This window comes from Stenotrophomonas maltophilia group sp. vghtpe118, from assembly GCF_052605195.1.
Map to the genome: position 1 here is coordinate 1,356,883 of NZ_CP199672.1, position 17,255 is coordinate 1,374,137.

General features: G+C 65.8%; 15 protein-coding genes and 3 tRNA genes. 11 read left to right on the plus strand and 7 right to left on the minus strand.

The window, feature by feature from the left end:
- Positions 1-21 precede the first annotated feature (21 nt).
- A complete protein-coding gene (locus tag ACUDTM_RS06365; RefSeq protein WP_164093380.1) occupies positions 22-1,095 on the plus strand; it encodes a hypothetical protein in 1,074 nt (357 codons plus the stop codon).
- A 75-nt stretch (positions 1,096-1,170) separates the two neighbouring features.
- Here the strand turns inward: ACUDTM_RS06365 and ACUDTM_RS06370 are convergent, their stop codons facing one another.
- A complete protein-coding gene (locus tag ACUDTM_RS06370; RefSeq protein ID WP_088496275.1) occupies positions 1,171-3,501 on the minus strand; it encodes a TonB-dependent receptor in 2,331 nt (776 codons plus the stop codon).
- A 518-nt stretch (positions 3,502-4,019) separates the two neighbouring features.
- On the opposite strand from ACUDTM_RS06370, the gene ACUDTM_RS06375 reads away from it, so the two are divergent.
- A tRNA-Ala gene (locus tag ACUDTM_RS06375) sits at positions 4,020-4,095 on the plus strand.
- Between the two features lie 62 nt (positions 4,096-4,157).
- Here the strand turns inward: ACUDTM_RS06375 and ACUDTM_RS06380 are convergent.
- Positions 4,158-4,328: a hypothetical protein gene (locus tag ACUDTM_RS06380; protein WP_162838143.1), complete on the minus strand. Its 171-nt coding sequence runs from the start codon at positions 4,326-4,328 to the stop codon at positions 4,158-4,160.
- A gap of 159 nt (positions 4,329-4,487) precedes the next feature.
- Between ACUDTM_RS06380 and ACUDTM_RS06385 the strand changes: the two genes are divergently transcribed.
- On the plus strand, positions 4,488-4,973 hold the full coding sequence (locus ACUDTM_RS06385; protein ID WP_072169140.1) for a hypothetical protein: 486 nt from the start codon (positions 4,488-4,490) through the stop codon (positions 4,971-4,973).
- A gap of 6 nt (positions 4,974-4,979) precedes the next feature.
- On the opposite strand, the gene ACUDTM_RS06390 is transcribed toward ACUDTM_RS06385, so the two are convergent.
- On the minus strand, positions 4,980-5,741 hold the full coding sequence (locus ACUDTM_RS06390) for an SDR family oxidoreductase (RefSeq protein ID WP_072169139.1): 762 nt from the start codon (positions 5,739-5,741) through the stop codon (positions 4,980-4,982).
- Between the two features lie 132 nt (positions 5,742-5,873).
- Between ACUDTM_RS06390 and ACUDTM_RS06395 the strand changes: the two genes are divergently transcribed.
- Positions 5,874-6,716 (plus strand): bifunctional transcriptional activator/DNA repair enzyme AdaA, encoded by an 843-nt coding sequence (locus tag ACUDTM_RS06395; protein WP_334271393.1) that lies wholly within the window; start codon positions 5,874-5,876, stop codon positions 6,714-6,716.
- A gap of 44 nt (positions 6,717-6,760) precedes the next feature.
- Here ACUDTM_RS06395 and ACUDTM_RS06400 read toward each other — a convergent pair whose 3' ends face one another.
- On the minus strand, positions 6,761-7,786 hold the full coding sequence (locus tag ACUDTM_RS06400; protein WP_088496594.1) for an NADP-dependent oxidoreductase: 1,026 nt from the start codon (positions 7,784-7,786) through the stop codon (positions 6,761-6,763).
- 364 nt (positions 7,787-8,150) lie between these two features.
- Here ACUDTM_RS06400 and ACUDTM_RS06405 point away from each other — a divergent pair.
- From ACUDTM_RS06405 to ACUDTM_RS06425, 5 genes are all read left to right on the plus strand, one after another.
- Positions 8,151-8,226, plus strand: a tRNA-Phe gene (locus ACUDTM_RS06405).
- A 71-nt stretch (positions 8,227-8,297) separates the two neighbouring features.
- Positions 8,298-8,373 (plus strand) — tRNA-Phe (locus tag ACUDTM_RS06410).
- A 159-nt stretch (positions 8,374-8,532) separates the two neighbouring features.
- Complete coding sequence (locus ACUDTM_RS06415) at positions 8,533-9,084, plus strand: lipocalin family protein (protein WP_005417806.1); 552 nt, start codon at positions 8,533-8,535, stop codon at positions 9,082-9,084.
- A gap of 142 nt (positions 9,085-9,226) precedes the next feature.
- A complete protein-coding gene (locus tag ACUDTM_RS06420; RefSeq protein WP_072169136.1) occupies positions 9,227-9,703 on the plus strand; it encodes an NDR1/HIN1-like protein in 477 nt (158 codons plus the stop codon).
- A gap of 64 nt (positions 9,704-9,767) precedes the next feature.
- Entirely contained in the window at positions 9,768-11,558 is a 1,791-nt protein-coding gene (locus ACUDTM_RS06425; RefSeq protein ID WP_438914470.1) for an acyl-CoA dehydrogenase C-terminal domain-containing protein, read from the plus strand.
- A 155-nt stretch (positions 11,559-11,713) separates the two neighbouring features.
- On the opposite strand, the gene ACUDTM_RS06430 is transcribed toward ACUDTM_RS06425, so the two are convergent.
- Positions 11,714-13,065 (minus strand): IS3 family transposase gene (locus tag ACUDTM_RS06430; RefSeq protein ID WP_445391216.1). Its coding sequence is split into 2 segments (ribosomal slippage): positions 11,714-12,618 and positions 12,618-13,065, totalling 1,353 coding nucleotides; the frame shifts between segments, so codons are not numbered across the junction.
- Between the two features lie 323 nt (positions 13,066-13,388).
- Between ACUDTM_RS06430 and ACUDTM_RS06435 the strand changes: the two genes are divergently transcribed.
- Positions 13,389-14,054, plus strand: coding sequence for an HNH endonuclease (locus ACUDTM_RS06435; RefSeq protein WP_032954353.1), 666 nt, complete (start codon positions 13,389-13,391; stop codon positions 14,052-14,054).
- A 105-nt stretch (positions 14,055-14,159) separates the two neighbouring features.
- Positions 14,160-16,067: a 1-deoxy-D-xylulose-5-phosphate synthase gene (dxs, locus tag ACUDTM_RS06440; RefSeq protein WP_061478102.1), complete on the plus strand. Its 1,908-nt coding sequence runs from the start codon at positions 14,160-14,162 to the stop codon at positions 16,065-16,067.
- A 132-nt stretch (positions 16,068-16,199) separates the two neighbouring features.
- Here the strand turns inward: dxs and ACUDTM_RS06445 are convergent, their stop codons facing one another.
- Together ACUDTM_RS06445 and ACUDTM_RS06450 are read right to left on the minus strand one after the other, a co-directional pair.
- The gene (locus ACUDTM_RS06445; protein WP_005417823.1) at positions 16,200-16,403 is read right to left on the minus strand and encodes a hypothetical protein; all 204 of its coding nucleotides are present in this window, start codon (positions 16,401-16,403) and stop codon (positions 16,200-16,202) included.
- A 174-nt stretch (positions 16,404-16,577) separates the two neighbouring features.
- Positions 16,578-17,144, minus strand: coding sequence for a DUF3011 domain-containing protein (locus ACUDTM_RS06450; RefSeq protein ID WP_445391217.1), 567 nt, complete (start codon positions 17,142-17,144; stop codon positions 16,578-16,580).
- Positions 17,145-17,255: the final 111 nt, after the last annotated feature.

The following is a 17,255-nucleotide window of genomic DNA, read 5'->3' on the forward strand; positions in this document are numbered from 1 at the left end:
GGTACTGACAAGGAGACGTCGATGCACACCCTCAAGATCGCGACCGCCTGCGCACTGCTGCTAACCACGTTGGGCCTGGCATGCTCCGGGCAGGCCGCACCGCTTTCCTATGCACAGGAAAAGGAGAACACAGCCAAGCTGGTGGACATCATTGACGGTGCCACCCGCGACGGTCTGGTTGCCGTGCTGGTGCCGGCCCCATATGTCGTGCACAACGGCGGGCCAGGCGTCGGCTCTCCGGTCCCCGGCTTTCATCTGGGCAACCGCTCGACCGACCTACCCGGGTTCTCGACGCGGGTGTCCTTCCAGCACGAGGATATTCCCTCCCAGGGCTATGTGCAGCTGTTCAACACCAACGAACTGGAAACCGGCCCGCAGAGGACGGTGTTGATGGACGTGTTCGAGGTGCATCTGATTCCGCCAGGCACCTATCTGCTGAACGGTGCGGAGAACTACCGCCTGAACACCCGCGTGGCCAAGCTGAAGCCGCTGGGGACCACGGACGAAGTATCGAAGGACATCGGCGCCACCCGCCTGGCCGACGTCGATTACCGTTTCTATTCCTGGAAGAAGGTCTGGGTACCACCCGGCGTCCTGACCGATCAGCACTCCCAGCAGGTCTGCATCTCGGTGCATGTGGCCTCCGGCAACTGCGTGGCATGGGGCACCCAGAACTACGAAACCTCGCGCCCGACCGAAGGCTACTGGGATGACAGGATTGTCCCTGAAGACATCCCTGCCGTACGCATCCAGGCGGTCATCGCCAAGGCCCACGCGCCACTGGCCTTCACTGCCCGCGAAGGGCAGATCCTGCTCAGCCCCTTCATTGTTGCCGCCGACGGCGATATCGATTTCAACGCCAACGACTGCGCACCGGTCGACAAGCTGACGGGCTGCGCCCTGCGCCGCTTCAGGGTGCACTACCAACCCGCGCCGTTGGAGGCTGCACGCAAGCACATCGCAATTACCTCGCGCGGCCTCAACGGCACGCAGCGCAAGGTACTGGAGCGGATGGAGGCGATGCAGCTGCAGGTGCTGGGTCCCAGTGCGCCGTCCGATGCGGCGCTGGGCAAGGGCGTCAGCGCCACACCCTGAGCACGGATGAGCCATGCCCGACAACGAAAAACGGCGCTCGATGAGCGCCGTTTCCGTTAAACGAACGGGTAAGGCTTACCAGTTCATGTTCAGCGAGACACCGACGGTGCGCGGTTCGTTGTAGACCGCAGCCATGTAGTTCTCGATCACACCCTTGAGGTTCTTCTCGTTGGTGATGTTGCGCGCGAACAGCGCCACTTCGTAGGCACCGTAGTTGCCCGAGTAGCCGATCTTCAGGCCGCCTTCGAAATCACCCTTGGAGTTGAACTCCTTGCTGTCGTACAGCACGAAGCTGGTGTAGCCCTGCTTGTTCCAGTCGGTGGAGACGAACATGGTGCCCGCGTCGCTGACCGGGAAGTCGTAACGGGCGGCCAGGTTGACGTTGTACTTCGGCGCGTTCGGCAGCGGGTTGCCGTCGATCTGCGCGAAGGTGTTGGCACCGACCTTGATGGTCGGGTCATTCACCGTGCACACCACCTGGCCGTTGAGGCCGCAGACCTGCGCGTAGACGCGCTTGTCCCTGATCTCGCTGTGCAGCAGGCTCAGGCCGGCGCTCAGGGTCAGGTTCGGGATCGGGCGCAGCTCCATGTCCGCTTCGAAACCATAGGCCTTGGCCTTGTCGGCGTTGAACAGCACGCCGTTGCCGTCCGAATCGTTGCCGTTGAGCTGGATGTCGTTGACGGTGTAGGTGAACGCGGTGGCGTTCAAGCGCAGGCGGTTGTCCCACAGGCTGCTCTTCACGCCTGCTTCCCAGGACAGGATGGTCTCGGAATCGGCGGTGGTGAAGTCGGCATTGAACACGGCCGAGCGGCCCTGGATGGTCGGGCCGCGGAAGCCGCGGGCGACCTTGGCATAGACGCTCACGTCCGGCGTGATCTGATACATCGCGCTCAGATCCCAGCTCGGAGTGGTGTCGGACATCTTGACGTCGGTGCGGCCCTTGTAGGTGACCACGCCAGCGGCAGTGTCAGCCGTCTTCAGCAGGCGGGTGTGCTTCTCGTCCCGGGTCTGGCGCAGGCCGGCCGTGACGGTGAACTTGTCGGTGAAGGCATAGCTCAGCTGGCCGAAACCGGCCCACGAGGTGTTCTTGTTGCGCAGGCGCACCCAGTTGTTCGGGTTGCGGGCCGCGCCCTGCAGGAACCAGGCGCGCTGGTAGAAGTCGGTGGTGTCGCTGCCGTTGAAGTAGAAGGCACCGGCCTGCCACTGCAGCGCGCTGTCGTCATGGCTGGCCAGGCGGAATTCCTGGGTCCACTGGTCCAGGTCACGGATGCGGCCCATCGACTGGCCGTAGCCGTTCGGTACGCCGTTCACCGGGAAGTTCACCGCAGCGCCGCCGTCGGTGTCGCCCCGGCTGTAACCGGAGGTGGTCTCGTAGGCGGTGATCGAGGTGAAGTCGATCGCGCCGAAGTCGTAGCGCGCCTTCACCGAGCCGCCGTAGGTCTTGTAGGCCTGCGGGTTGTTGTCGGCTTCGTCGTAGGCGACCTGGTCGCGCGGCACGTCGGTCTTGTTCGAGCCCTTGGTCAGCGCACCGCGCAGGAACAGGGTCGAGGTGCCTTCGTAGTCACGGGCGTGGGCCGAGGCCAGGATCGAGAACTGGTCGCTCGGGGTCAGCAGCAGCTGCGCGCGTACGTTGCGGTCATCGAAGCCGCCCATCGCGTTCTTCTTCGGGCTGACCGTGCCGTCGGCACTCGGGCCCTTGTAGGTGTTGTCGACGTAGTCATCGCGGTGCTGGTACAGCGCCGACACGCGGAACGAAGCGATGTCGTTGATCGGGCCGCCGAAGCCGCCGTCGATCGACACGCTGTTGTAGGTCGCGTAGCTGGCGTTGACCCGACCGGTGTAGTCCTGGGTCGGCTTCAGGGTGTCGAACTTGACGATGCCGGCGGTGGTGTTGCGGCCGAACAGCGAGCCCTGCGGGCCGCGCAGCACTTCCACCTGGTCCACGTCATAGACCGGGTTGGACTTCAGCACCACGTGCTCCAGCACCACATCGTCCTGGATGATCGACACCGGCTGCGAGGCACCCAGATAGAAGTCGATATTGCCCAGGCCACGGATATAGAAGCGCGGGAAGATGCGGCCGGTGGTGGTTTCCGCATACAGGCTCGGCACGCGGCCGGACAGTGCCAGCAGGGTGTCGTCGCCGCCGGCGGTGAAGTCGCGCATGCGCTCGCCCTGCACCACCCCCACCGAAACCGGCACTTCCTGCAGGTTCTGCTCACGGTGTTCGGCGGTCACGGTGATCGTGTCCAGGCCGGTCGGGGTCGGCGCGCTGTCCTGCGCGGCGGCACCGAAGCTGCCGACCAGGGCCAGGCCGGCACAGGCCAGGGCCAGCGGATGGCGGCGGAAGGAAACGAAGGAAGACGACAGACCCGACAGGCGGCGGGAATCGGAATGGGAGGGCATGGAATGCTCTGAGGAGGCGTCCGTGCGGCCTGCGCGAGCCGGGCGGCAAAAAGGGGGGAAACTGCGCAAGCGGCCATTATCCCCCAAATTGTTACGATTTCGTTGCGCGGCACCCGAACCCGGCGAAACAAGCGGTTTCGGCACAGTCCGCCGGCACCACCTTGGGGTCAGCTCCGTTCTCCCAAGGAAAACGGATCTGATCCCGAAGCTCCTGGCAGCCGGGTCAGCGCGACATCGACCCTCGCAAGTCGCCCGCGTGCGCGCTGCGAAACCAACTCTCGCCTTTACTTCTACGGCGCCACGGCTTCGCGCTACGGCGTCGCGGCTTCGCGGAACGACTGCTCATTGCTGCCGCCCCCGGCATTGCCTTGCGCAACGCCTGGTCTCTGTCGAATTCGCCCTGCTGCGGCAGGCCCTGGCCTGAAACGGTCCGGGACGGCGGTGGATCCCGTCCCCGCCCCGTCCCGGCCGGGCGCTTGGCAAGCGCGGCGGGCGGCGCTACACTGAAAGCCTGCCGTGGGGCCATAGCTCAGCTGGGAGAGCGCGTCGTTCGCAATGACGAGGTCAGGAGTTCGATCCTCCTTGGCTCCACCACTCTTCAGAAGAACCCGCAGATCGCCATGATCTGCGGGTTTTTTCTTTTCAGCGCCTCCGGCTCAGGCCGGCTCCTGGTCACCATCCTTGCGTTGCGGGCCGCGCGAGTGCGCATCGCGCACCTGTTGATCGCGCTGCCCCGGCCGCTGCTTGGCCACATCGTCCTGCTTCCTGTCCTGGCGGCTTTCCTGGATACCCTGCTTCGGGTCCTGATCCCTGCTTTGCTCGTTCATCGAAAACTCCCTCGCCGGCAGCAGGCCAACGTTGCCACCACGCTAGAGGTTGCCGGGTGAGCCGCGGGTCAGTCCCATGCCAACATCGTGTGCAGGAAGCGGCTTGCCGACAGCGCCCCACGCGGCCAGAATCCGGGGCACCACGCTCACCTGTGTTCCATGCCCTCCCCTGCCCAGCACGCAGCTCACGCGTTGCCGATGCTCCTCAATGCGACCGACGGCAGGATCCAGCTCGGCAACCTGCCCGCATTGATCGGCCCCACCCTGTCACTGGACGAAGCGCGCGTCGCCTTTGCCCCTCTGGTGCGAGGGGAGCGCGATGTCGGCACCGGCTATCACTGGCTCAGCCTGCACCGGCTCAGCCTGGGCGGTGCGCCCGCTGGCATCAGCCTGGGCTTCCACGGGCAACGGCTCGACATGGTGACAATGAGCGTCGATCTGCCCGGTGCAACACTGGAAGACGGCTGGCCGACCCAGGCCGCGATCGATGCCGAAGTCGCTTTCATGCGGCGCACCTTGGCCACGGCACTGGGGCGCAAACTGGCAGGCGGCCACGCCCGCTTCAGCTGGGGCGAGGCCTGGGCCCGGTTCGACCCGAAGGGATTCATGGCCAGCAGCGGCATCCGCTACTCGCCTCGCGCGTGACGGCGCTCAGGTTCGGGTGATCGACACGCCGCCTTCAACGCGCATTGCGGTACCGGTAACGAAGCTGCTTTCATCGCTGGCCAGGAACAACGCCGCATTGGCGATCTCTTCCGGCTCGGCCATGCGCTTGAGTGCGTGCAGCGAGCGCACGAAGTCGCGGGCATCGCCGGTCGGTGCGGCCTGCCGGCCCATTTCGGTATCGGTGCCACCGGGCAACAGCACGTTGCTGCGCACGCCGCGCGCGCCGTATTCGGCGGCAATCACCTGGCTCAGGCCTATCAAGCCGGCCTTGCTCGACGCATAGGCCGCCATGCCCGGGAAGCCGACGGTGTGGCCGACGAAGGTGCCGACAAACACCAGCGAGCCACCGCCGCGTGCCAGCAACGCCGGCAACTGGGCGCGTGCGGCGTGGAAGGCGGCATCGAGATTGGTGGCCATCACCTCGCGCCACGCATCCACCGGGAACTCTGCTGCCGGTGCACCGGGGCCGAGCATGCCGGCATTGTTGAGCGCGATGTCCAACCCACCGAATGACTGCTGGGCCAGTTCCACCAGCGCCGGTGCCGTGGCCGGATCAGCCACGTCCGCGGCATGCACCACCACCTCGCCACCGGCGGCGCGGATCTGCTCGGCCAGCACCAGCAGCGGCTGTGGGCGTCGTGCATTGAGCACCAGCTTTGCCCCTTCGGCAGCAAAGCGCAGCGCGCTGGCGCGGCCGATGCCAGCACTGGCACCGGTGATGAGGGCGATCTTGTTGTTCAGGCGCATGAGGGTGGTACCGGTTGTGGAGTGGCCACCACGATGCCGCGCCTCTCGCCTGCCGACACTCCGTTTCCGGGCCTCCCGACCCGGTGCAGGAAACGGAGTTTCCGTAGAACCGGCACGTGCCAGAATCCATCCATGGAAAGCGCCGCCACCACCGCTCCCGATGCCCGTGTCGAACGGGTCTGCCGCCATCTGCAGGCCAGCCTCGACGAGCCCTCGCTGCAGGCGTTGGCCGCCATCGCTGGCTGCAGCCCGACCCGGCTGCATCGCCTGTTCAAGCAGGCCACCGGGTTGACCCCGAAGCAGTACGCTGCAGCGCTGCGCGCCGATCGCCTGCGCAGCGGACTTCAGCAGAAGGAACGCATCACCGACGCCTTCCACGATGCCGGCTTCGGCTCCAGCGGACGCTTCTACGAGAACGCGCCGAAGCTGCTGGGCATGACGCCGAAGCAATGGCGTGCCGGTGGTCGCGGCGAAGTCATCCACTTCGCGCTTGCCGAAAGTTCGTTGGGCAGCGTGCTGGTGGCCAGCAGTGCCACCGGCGTCGTCGCGATCCTGCTCGGCGACGATCCGGAAGCGCTGCTGCAGTCACTGCAGCAGCGCTTCCGCCAGGCCGAACTGGTCGGGGCCAACAGCGGCTATGAGCAACTGGTGGCACAGGTGGTGGGCCTGGTCGAGGATCCCTCGCGAGGCGCCACGCTGCCGCTGGACATCCGCGGCACGGCGTTCCAGCAACGTGTATGGCAGGCGCTGCAGCAGATTCCGCGTGGACAGACGGCCTCATATGCGGAGATCGCCGCGCGTATCGGCGCGCCGCGATCGAGCCGCGCGGTGGCACGCGCCTGCGCAAGCAATCCGCTGGCTGTGGCGGTGCCCTGCCACCGGGTGGTGCGCCGCGACGGCGACCTGTCCGGCTATGCCTGGGGCGTGGCACGCAAGCGCGAACTGCTGCGCCGGGAAAAGGTCGCCAACGGCTGACGCGACCCGCAAGCCGCCGACCTTGTCCGGCACCGGCCAAGCCCTCAGTCCAGCTTCACCACCAGCTTGCCGAAGTTGTGCCCCAGCAGCAGCCCGAAGAACGCCTCCGGTGCATTTTCCAGCCCTTCCACTACATCCTCGCGGTACTGGATGCGGCCCTCACGCAGCCACTGCGCCATCTCGCGCTCGAAGTCCGGCCACAGGTGCTTGAAGTCGTGCACGATGAAACCGCGCACGGTCAGGCGCTGGCGCAGGATCTGGCTGAACAGCGCCGGCAGGCGGTCCGGGCCAGGCTGCGCGACACCACGATTGTTGTAGGTGGCGATGGTGCCGCACACCGGAATGCGGGCGAAGTCGTTGAGCAACGGCAGCACCGCGTCCAGTACATGGCCCCCGACGTTCTCGAAGTACACGTCGATACCCGCAGGTACCGCCGCGCGCAGCTGCTCGGCAAAATCAGCCGCGCGATGATCCAGCGCCACATCCACGCCCAGCGTTCGCAGATAGGCACGCTTGGCCTCGCCACCGGCGATGGCCACTACGCGCGCGCCCTGCAGCTTGGCCAACTGCGCCACGGTCGCGCCGACCGGCCCCGTTGCGGCGGCCACCACCAGCGTCTCTCCCGGCTGCAGGCGGGCGATTTCATGAAGGCTGGAATAGGCGGTGAAGCCCGGCATGCCATACACCCCCAGCGCCGTACTCAACGGCAGCCCGGCCAGGTCCAGGCGGCGGCCCAGCGCCTTGGCCGGCAGCACGGCGTGGGTCTGCCACCCGCCCGGCGCCAGCACCCGTTCGCCCACTGCGACCCCCTCAGCCCTGGATTGCACCACCTCGGCCACGGTCTGGCCTTCCATCACAGCCCCCACTGCCACCGGCGCGGCATACGACGGTCCCTCATCCATGCGTCCACGCATGTACGGGTCCAGTGAGAGATAGCGATTGCGCAGCAGCACCTCGCCGTCGCCCAAGGGCGGCAGCGCGGCCTGCTCCAGGCGGAAATTGGCTGCGGCGGGCGCCCCCTGCGGACGCGACGCCAGCACGATGCGGGTGGTGGTCGATGAGTCGGACATGACGACGGTCTCTGCTGTTGCCAGCATCAGGAAAGGAACGCCGACACTACGCCGCAGCGTTCCCCCATGGCGGTCACGAAAACAGCGTTCCATGTCCGGTATCGGTGCCGTCCACGCGCAGGCCGCGCCACGCCGCGTTTGTCGATCACCGTGGCCCGCTGAATTCCGCCGCACGCGATGATCACCGCGCCGCCGCGCCCGGTTGAATCGGCATCCAGCGCGCCCCCTCTCGGCGACGGCGGATCAAGTACTTGCGCCTGCGCAGACGGCAATGTGAAGGTTTTTTGCCAAAATGCTTGCCGTAGGCGGCTGACCTCCGTAATATGCGCGTCCTTGGCAGCGACCTCGCTGCAATGAACTACGTGGCCGAGTAGCTCAGTTGGTAGAGCAGGGGATTGAAAATCCCCGTGTCGGCGGTTCGATTCCGTCCTCGGCCACCACGTTCGACAGCCTGCAGAAATGCAGGTCTTTTTTTCGGGAATCGCAGTTGATCGTGATTGCCACACAGTTTGGCCGAGTAGCTCAGTTGGTAGAGCAGGGGATTGAAAATCCCCGTGTCGGCGGTTCGATTCCGTCTTCGGCCACCATCTTTCGAGACCTGCAGAGATGCAGGTCTTTTTTTGTCCGTGCTTCGCGCACTGCACGAGTGGCGGATGCGGCGCCTGCGCACACGCCCGGTTGACGAAACATTTACACCGGCATGCGCGGCGGCACCTACGCTCCAGACTCCTGCCTGGAGCCTGACGATGCCTCTGCGCCCCGCCCTGTTCGCCTGCCTGCTGCTGGCCGCTTTCCCGGTGATCGCCACTGAACCTGTGCGCGCGGTCGAGCGCTTGGACATCGATCGCTACGCCGGCCAGTGGCACGAGATTGCGCATCTTCCGGTCTCGTTCCAGAAGCAGTGCGTGGGCGAGATCACCGCCAACTACGGACTGCGCAGCGATGGCCGCATCAGTGTCACCAACGCCTGCCGCAACGGCGACGGTGAGCGCGTGGTCGCCGAAGGCGTGGCTCGCGCGGTGGCCGGCCATCCCGGCCAGTTGCAGGTGCGCTTCGCGCCGGACTGGCTGAGCTGGGTCCCGCTGGTCTGGGCCGACTACTGGGTGCTGGCGCTGGATCCGGACTATCAGTGGGCGCTGGTCGGTGAACCGGACCGGAAGTACCTGTGGATCCTCTCGCGCCTGCCGGAAATGGATCGCGCACGCTTCGAAGCGCTGAAAGAAAAAGCCGAGGCCATGGGCTACGACCTGCGCCCGCTGCGCCTGATGGCCCCGCTTCGCGATACGCCCGCCGATTGAACCGCGTCGCAACCGCGGCGCCGCGCACGCCCGGCCACCATCTTCACGCGCTACCCTCTGCGACGGGTCGCCACAGGCGATCCAAACGACCATACGCCGTAGTATGCTTATTCAAACGCACCCCTCCAGAGGACTTGCGCCCATGCTCCACCGTTTCCGTATCGCCTTGATTGTCCTGTGCACCCTCGCCCTTGTTGCCTGCAACAACGGCATCGTCAAGCGTGTTTCGGAACCGGCGGCCAGCCTGCAGCAGCTGACCGTGCGTGCCGACGGCAACTGGACCGTGGCCCTGCGCCTGCAGAACTTCAGCTCGATGCCGATGACCTTCGATGACGTCTCGCTGGCGCTGACCGTCGGCGACAACGAAGCCGGCACCCTGCAGGCCAAGCCCGGCATCTCCATCGGCGGCACCTCCGCCGACGTCATCAATGTCGACCTCGTGCCCAGCTCGGCCGCGCGCCTGGTGGTGGCCGATGCGCTGGCCAGCAACCGCACCCTGGCCTATGGCCTGAAGGGAACGGTGGCGGCCACGCCGCAGGAAAAGAAGCAGCGCAGCTTCGACATCAGCAGCCGCAGCACCCTCAACCAGGCCCCCGGCCTGCCCGGCGTGCTGCGCTGAACCCGCCTTTCGTGGCGGCGCCCGGCGCCGCTCTCCCCTGCCCTGATCAAATCGAGACGTACCGATGAGCAGCTACACCGCCCCGCTTTCCGACCTCCGTTTCGCCCTGCACGACGTGCTCAAGGTCGAACCCCTGTTCGCCCGCCTGGGCTTCACCGACGCCACCGCCGACGTGGTCGATGCCGTGCTGGAGGAAGCCGGCCGCTTCAGCGCCACCGTGCTGGCCCCGCTCAACAGCGTCGGCGACGAGATCGGCTGCGTGCTCGACCAGGCCACCGGTGAAGTGACCACCCCGCCCGGCTTCAAGCAGGCCTACGACCAGTTCGTCGATGGCGGCTGGACCGGCCTGACCGCCTCGCCGGAGCTGGGCGGCCAGGGCCTGCCGCACACCCTGGGCGTGCCGCTGAACGAAATGATCAACGCCGCCAACCTGGCGTGGGGCAACTTCCCGCTGCTCTCGCACGGCGCGATCGAAGCATTGAAGCAGCACGGCGAGGCCTGGCAGCACGAGGCTTTCCTCAAGCCGCTGATCGAGGGCCGCTGGACCGGCACGATGTGCCTGACCGAACCGCACTGCGGTACCGACCTCGGCCTGCTCAAGACCAAGGCCGAGCCGAACGCCGATGGGAGCTATTCGATCACCGGCACCAAGATCTTCATCACCGCCGGCGAGCATGACCTGACCGGGAACATCGTGCACCTGGTGCTGGCCAAGCTGCCCGACGCTCCCCCGGGTGCCAAGGGCATCTCGCTGTTCGTCACCCCGAAGTTCAAGGTCGACCGCGACGGCAACGTCGGCGAGCGCAACGCACTGCGCTGCGGCTCGATCGAGCACAAGATGGGCATCAAGGGGTCGGTCACCTGCGTGATGAACTTCGATGGCGCGCAGGGCTACCTGGTCGGCCAGCCGCACAAGGGCCTGCAGGCGATGTTCACCATGATGAACACCGCGCGCCTGGGGGTCGGCCTGCAGGGCATCGGCCTGTCCGAGCGCGCCTACCAGAACGCGCTGAAGTACAGCCGTGAGCGCCTGCAGTCGCGCGCCCTGAGTGGTGCAAGGTTCCCTGACAAGCCGGCCGACCCGATCCTGGTCCACCCGGATGTGCGTCGCATGCTGCTGACGGTGAAGTCGCTGGTCGAAGGCAGCCGCCTGCTGGCGCTGCACGCCGCAACCCTGATCGACGTCGCCCACCATGCCGAAGATGCGGCCGAGCGCGAGCGCGCCGACACCCTGGTGAGCTTCCTGACCCCGATCTCCAAGGCCTGCCAGACCGAATGGGGCATCGAGAACACCTACAACGCCCTGCAGTGCTTCGGCGGCCACGGCTACATCCGCGAACACGGCATGGAACAGCTGGCCCGCGATGCCCGAATCACCACGCTGTATGAAGGCACCACCGGCATCCAGGCGCTGGACCTGATCGGCCGCAAGACCGCGTCCAGCCAGGGCGCCGGCCTGAAGCTGATGCTGGCCGAGATCGAAGCCTTCGCCAAGGAACACGAGGGCAACGAAGCGCTGGCCGAGTTCATTGGCCCGCTGCGCGCCAAGGCCGCCGAATGGGGCAAGCTGACGATGGATGTGCTCCAGCGCGCGGCCGGCAATCCGGACGAACTGGGCGCGGCCAGCTACGACTACCTGTTCTATTCGGGTTACGTGGTGCTGGCCTACTGGTGGGCCCGCAGCGTGGCCGCCGCCGATGCCAGCGCGCACGGCGCCGCCTTCGCCCAGGGCAAGCGCGAGACCGCGCGGTTCTACTTCGCCCGCGTGCTGCCGCGCACCCTCAGCCACGCCGCCGCGATCCAGTCCGGCGCCGCCCCGCTGATGGCGATAGACGACGAGCGATTCGGCGTCTGAGCCGGGCTGCCGCCCGGCACCCGCGGTAGTGCCGGCCGCTGGCCGGCAACCGCAACAGCAACAGCTGCATCCCGGTGGATGGCGGGGCGGTGTGGCCTGGCAGGACACGCCGTAAACCCATCCATGAAGTGACCCCCGAGACTTGGACGGTGGGGTCAGGCGGCTGCTTGGGCCTGTTCCCGGTACTTTACCGGGCTTAGCCCCTTCAATTTCAATCTGATTCGCTCTTGGTTGTAGTACTTGATGTACTCCACCAGCCCGGCCTCCAGGCTTTCGATGCTGTCAAATCTGTTCAGGTAGAAGAACTCCGACTTCAGCGTCCCGAAGAAGCTTTCCATTGCCGCATTGTCCAAGCAGTTGCCACGTCGGGACATGCTTTGCTTCAACGAGTGCTTTTCCAGCATGTGCCGGTAGTTCTCATGCTGGTACTGCCAGCCCTGGTCGGAGTGGATCATTGGCCGCTCATCCGGCGAAAGCTTCTTGATGGCCTCCTCCAGCATCTGACCTACCAGATCGAACACAGGCTGGCGCTTGATCTGATAAGCCACGATTTCACCGTTGTAGAGGTCCATGATCGGCGACAGGTACAGCTTCATGCCTTGCACCTTGAACTCGGTGACGTCGGTCACCCACTTCTGGTTGGGCCGCTCGGCATGGAACTGGCGATTGAGGTCATTGCCAACCACAACATTGGCGGCCCCTTTGAAGGACCGGTAGCGCTTCACGCGTACCCGTGATTTCAGGCCCATCTCCCCCATCAGGCGCTGTACCCGCTTGTGATTGGTCCGATGGCCCTGATTGGCCAGTTCCAGCGTCACCGTGCGATACCCATAGCGCCCTTGGCTTTGATCGTAGATTGCCCGGATGCGCTCGCACAGGGCTGCCTCATCCTGATCCGGATGGGCCAGGACATGGTTCTGGTAATAGAACGTACTGCGTGACAGCTCTGCCGCTTCGAGCAGAAGCGACAGCGTATGAACCTGCCTCAATCCTTGGATGGCTTGCGCTTTGCGTCCTGCGCCGCCTGCTCTTCCCGGATCAAGGCATCGAGTTTTTTTAGGTAGTCGGTCTCCGCACGCAGATAGGCGACTTCCTTGAGCAGCTCATCGCGGCTCATTTCCTCAGGTGGCTTGGACGAGCGGGTCTTTTTCATCGGCTTTCGGGGCGGCGGCGGAGGTGGTGCCAGCGCTTGGGCACCGCCTTGAGCATACAGGCGACGCCACCGACCCACCGCGCCGGCATCGCCAATTTGAAAGTAAGTGGCGGCCTCCCGCCCGGACATGCCGTCCTGGCCCATCTTCTTCAGGACAGCCAGCTTGAATGCGAGGTCATAGGACTGGGCCTGGCGGCGAAACCCGCGCCAACCATGCAGCCGATAGGTCGCCACCCAGCGCCTGACCGTGGAGAACTCCAGGCCGTAGCGACGAGCAACGGCTTTGACCGATGTGGAGGTCTTGCAGGCCTCTTTGGCGACCTGCAGTTTGAAACGCGCGTCGTATCTGTTCATGTATCCCTCGGGGTTGGATCTGATGTCCAACTCCCGGGGGTCACTTCACCATGGGGGCTCGATGGCGCCATCCATGGCGCCAACGGTCCTGCCACCCCACACCGCCCCGCCTCTGACAGTTCCCCGCGAACTGCCGTAGATCCACGCCACGCGCGGATGAGAACCACCGGAATCCATCTGGAGAAAAGCCCCCCTTTGTTAAGGGGGGCGCACCGACAGGTGCGGGGGATAGGAGGAATGCGCGGACCTGAATGTTGACGATTTGTGTATCGCCTGTCGGCGATACACAAATCGTCAACATTCAGGTATAAGCTGTTCTCCCGATGGAGACAGACACTACACGCTTGGGTCTGATCGAAGCCGGAGCTCCGTTTTCTGCTCCGGGCGCCGAAGCATCGCCCAACGCCACGACGCTGCATCGCCCCGGTTCGGTCCGGCTGCTCTCGCTTGATGCCCACGGACGCGTACTGGACTGGATCACCTGGCAGGATGCGGCCTGCCTCTACGCCCGCGAGGCGGTGGCCTGGACGCTTGGCGATCCCTGCCTGCACATCCACGGTGGCACCAACCGCTTCAGCGGCCTGCAGAGCGGCATGGACCTGCACCCGATCATCGCTGCCCGCGGCCACGCCCGCTCCCGCGCGATCGACCCGACGCCGAACCTGACCAACCAGGCCCTGTTCGCCCGCGACGCCCATCTGTGCATGTACTGCGGCCAGCAGTTCACCCGCCCCACGCTCACCCGCGACCATGTCATGCCGCTGTCCAAAGGTGGCCTGGACTGCTGGGAAAACGTGGTCACCGCGTGCTTCCACTGCAATTCGCGCAAGAGCGACCGCACCCCGCAGCAGGCCGGCATGCCCCTGCTGGCAGTGCCCTACCGGCCCAGCTGGATCGAGCACCTGATCCTGTCCAACCGCAACATCCTGGCCGACCAGATGGCCTTCCTGAAGGCGCAGTTGCCCAAGCGCTCGAAACTCAGCACCTGAACGCCCGAACATGCAACCCTCACCGTCCTGTCACGGACGGCGGCGTTTGCTTGCCCCACCCCCGTTTGAGGGCGAAAATGGGCGTTCAGAAAAAGTGCGAACATGATGATCGACTCTGCCCGCTATCCCCGCCTCGCGCGCATCCAGACACCGGATGACCTGCGCACGTTCGACGAATCCGAATTGAGGGCGGTCGCCGACGAACTGCGCGCCTACCTCATCGAATCGGTGGGCAAGAGCGGAGGCCACTTCGCCGCCGGCCTGGGCGTGATCGAACTGACCGTGGCCCTGCACTACCTGTACCAGACCCCGGTCGATCAACTGGTCTGGGACGTCGGTCACCAGACGTACCCGCACAAGATCCTGACCGGCCGCCGCGACGAGATCCATACCGTCAAGCAGAAGGACGGTGTCGCGCCGTTCCCGAAGCGCGAGGAAAGCGAGTACGACACCTTCGGCGTCGGCCACTCCTCCACCTCGATCTCGGCCGCGCTCGGCATGGCCATCGCCCGCCAGTCCGAAGGCGACGACCGCAAGGTCGTGGCAGTGATCGGTGACGGCGCGATGACTGCCGGCATGGCGTTCGAGGCGCTGATGCACGCTGGTGGCATGGAGCCGGAGCCGAACCTGCTGGTGATCCTCAACGACAACAACATGTCGATCTCCGAGGCAGTGGGCGGCCTGACCAAGATGCTGGGCCGAGCGACCGGCAGCCGTACGCTCAACGCGCTGCGCGAAGGTGGCAAGAAGATCCTCGGTGACAAGAAGAACAACCCGGCGCGTTTCGTGAAGCGCTGGGAAGAACACTGGAAGGGCATGTTCGTGCCCTCCACGATGTTCGAGGAAATGGGCTTCCACTACACCGGCCCGATCGACGGCCACGACATGCCGGCGCTGTTGTCCACCCTGAAGACGCTGCGCGCCTCCAAGGGCCCGAAGCTGCTGCATGTGATGACCACCAAGGGCAAGGGCTACGAGCCGGCGGAAGGCGATCAGATCGGTTACCACGCCGTGGGCCCATTCGATCCGGACAAGGGCCTGGTGGCCAAGGCCGGGGCCAAGAAGCCGACCTATACCGATGTATTCAGCGACTGGCTGTGCGATGCCGCCGCCGCCGAGCCGCGCCTCTACGGCATCACTCCGGCCATGCGCGAAGGCTCTGGCCTGGTGCGCTTCAGCAAGGAGTACCCGCAGCGCTATTTCGACGTGGCGATCGCCGAGCAGCACGCGGTCACCCTCGCCGCCGGCATGGCCACCCAGGGGGGCAAGCCGGTGGTGGCGATCTACTCCACCTTCCTGCAGCGTGCGTACGACCAGCTGGTGCACGACGTGGCGATCCAGGATCTGGACGTGCTGTTTGCGATCGACCGCGCTGGCGTGGTCGGTCCGGACGGCGCGACCCACGCCGGCAACCTCGACCTCAGCTTCCTGCGCTGCGTGCCGAACATGGTGGTGATGGCACCCTCCAATGAAGCCGAGTGCCGGCAGATGCTCAGCACCGGCCTGCAGCACCCGGGTCCGGCTGCCGTGCGCTACCCGCGCGGTACGGGTACCGGCGTTGCGGCCGGCACCGACCTGTCGACCCTGCCGATCGGCAAGGGCGAGCTGCGCCTGCAGGGCAACCGCATCGCCCTGCTTGCCTTCGGCAGCACCGTGCCCGCCGCCGAGCAGGTCGGCCGCGAACTGGGCCTGAGCGTGGTCAACATGCGCTTCATCAAGCCACTGGATCGCGAGCTGGTGCTGGCCATGGCCGCCCAGCACGAGGGCCTGGTCACGATCGAAGACAACGTCGTGGCCGGTGGTGCCGGTTCCGGTGTCGGTGAGCTGCTCAATGCCGAAGGCGTGCTGCGTCCGATCCTGCACCTGGGCCTGCCCGACAGCTACCAACACCACGCCAGCCGCGAGGACCTGCTGGCCGAAGCCGGTATCGATGCGGCCGGCATCCGCGCCGCCGTGCTCAAGCGTTGGCCACAGCTGGCCGCAGGCAGCCCGCCGCTGAGTGCCGCGGGCTGAGGCCGATCAGGAATCCACGCATCACGGGAAGGTGCAGCCGAAGGCTCGCACCTTCCACGGTGGAAGCAGGTGGTTCCACGCCATGCGTGGATGGCCGAACCCCGCAGGCCTGCCCCAGCAGGCGCCCCACGCTCAACCGTAACTGACCGCTTCCACGAACGCCCCGCTGGCCTCCACGCGCACGGCGGCGCGCTGCCCGGTGTCGACGAAGTGCAGGCGGGCCAGGGTCTCGGCAAAGTCATAGGCTCGTGCGCCATCACGGAACTCGATCGGCTCCGGCCTATCCGGGTGCAGCACGCGCCACTGGCGCTGTTCGCATTGCAGGCGGATCAACATGCAGCTCACTCCTTGAGGCAGCGTATCGACGGCGGCGCGATGCTGATGCCGGCTACGGCAATCGACATCACCGGGTATCAGGGCACGCAGGGCGCCCTGATCACAGACGATACGTCGTTCAAAATGTGAGCTGTATCAGATTATTCTGATTTTCACGGGTTGAACCCGTAAAGCTCAGTTCACCTGGAACTGCGCCCTGCAGCCATCGCTCACCCAGATGCCGCGGCGATCCCAGCCCCAGCTCTGGCCTTCGATGCAGGCACTGCGCGAGTCCTGGCGGATCAGGCGCACGCCCCGGCGGATGCGGGCATCGCAGTACTCCTGCCGGTGGCCATTGGAATGGCAGGTGACCACATCGCCACCACCCCATCCATTGCCGTTGCCCCAGCCGCCGCCATTGCCGCCCCAGCCGCCCCAGCCGCGGCCGCGGCGGTATTCACCAACGAATTCGGCACGGCACCCCTGTGTGACCCAGACGCCGTTGCGCGACTGGCCCCAGGTCTCACCTTCCACACAGGGCGAACCGGACAATTGGCGGATCAACCGCGCGCGGCCATCCAGGCGGCACTCATTGCTGCGGTTCTTGACCGACTCGCAGCGCACGATGCCACTGCCATCGCGGCCGCCATAGCGGTCGTCGTCGTAGCCGTAGCCATAGCTCTGCGCCTGGGCGCCGCCGGCGGCCGCCAGCATCGGCAACAGGGTGCAGGCCAGGGTGCGCCAGGTGAGTGCCTTGCCCATCGAGATCTCCAGATGAATACGATGGCGCAAGCATCCGGGATTCACGGCCCGGCGCACAGAGGGAGCGGCGATGGCAGTTGTTCCCCCATTCAAACAACTCAACCGTGGCTG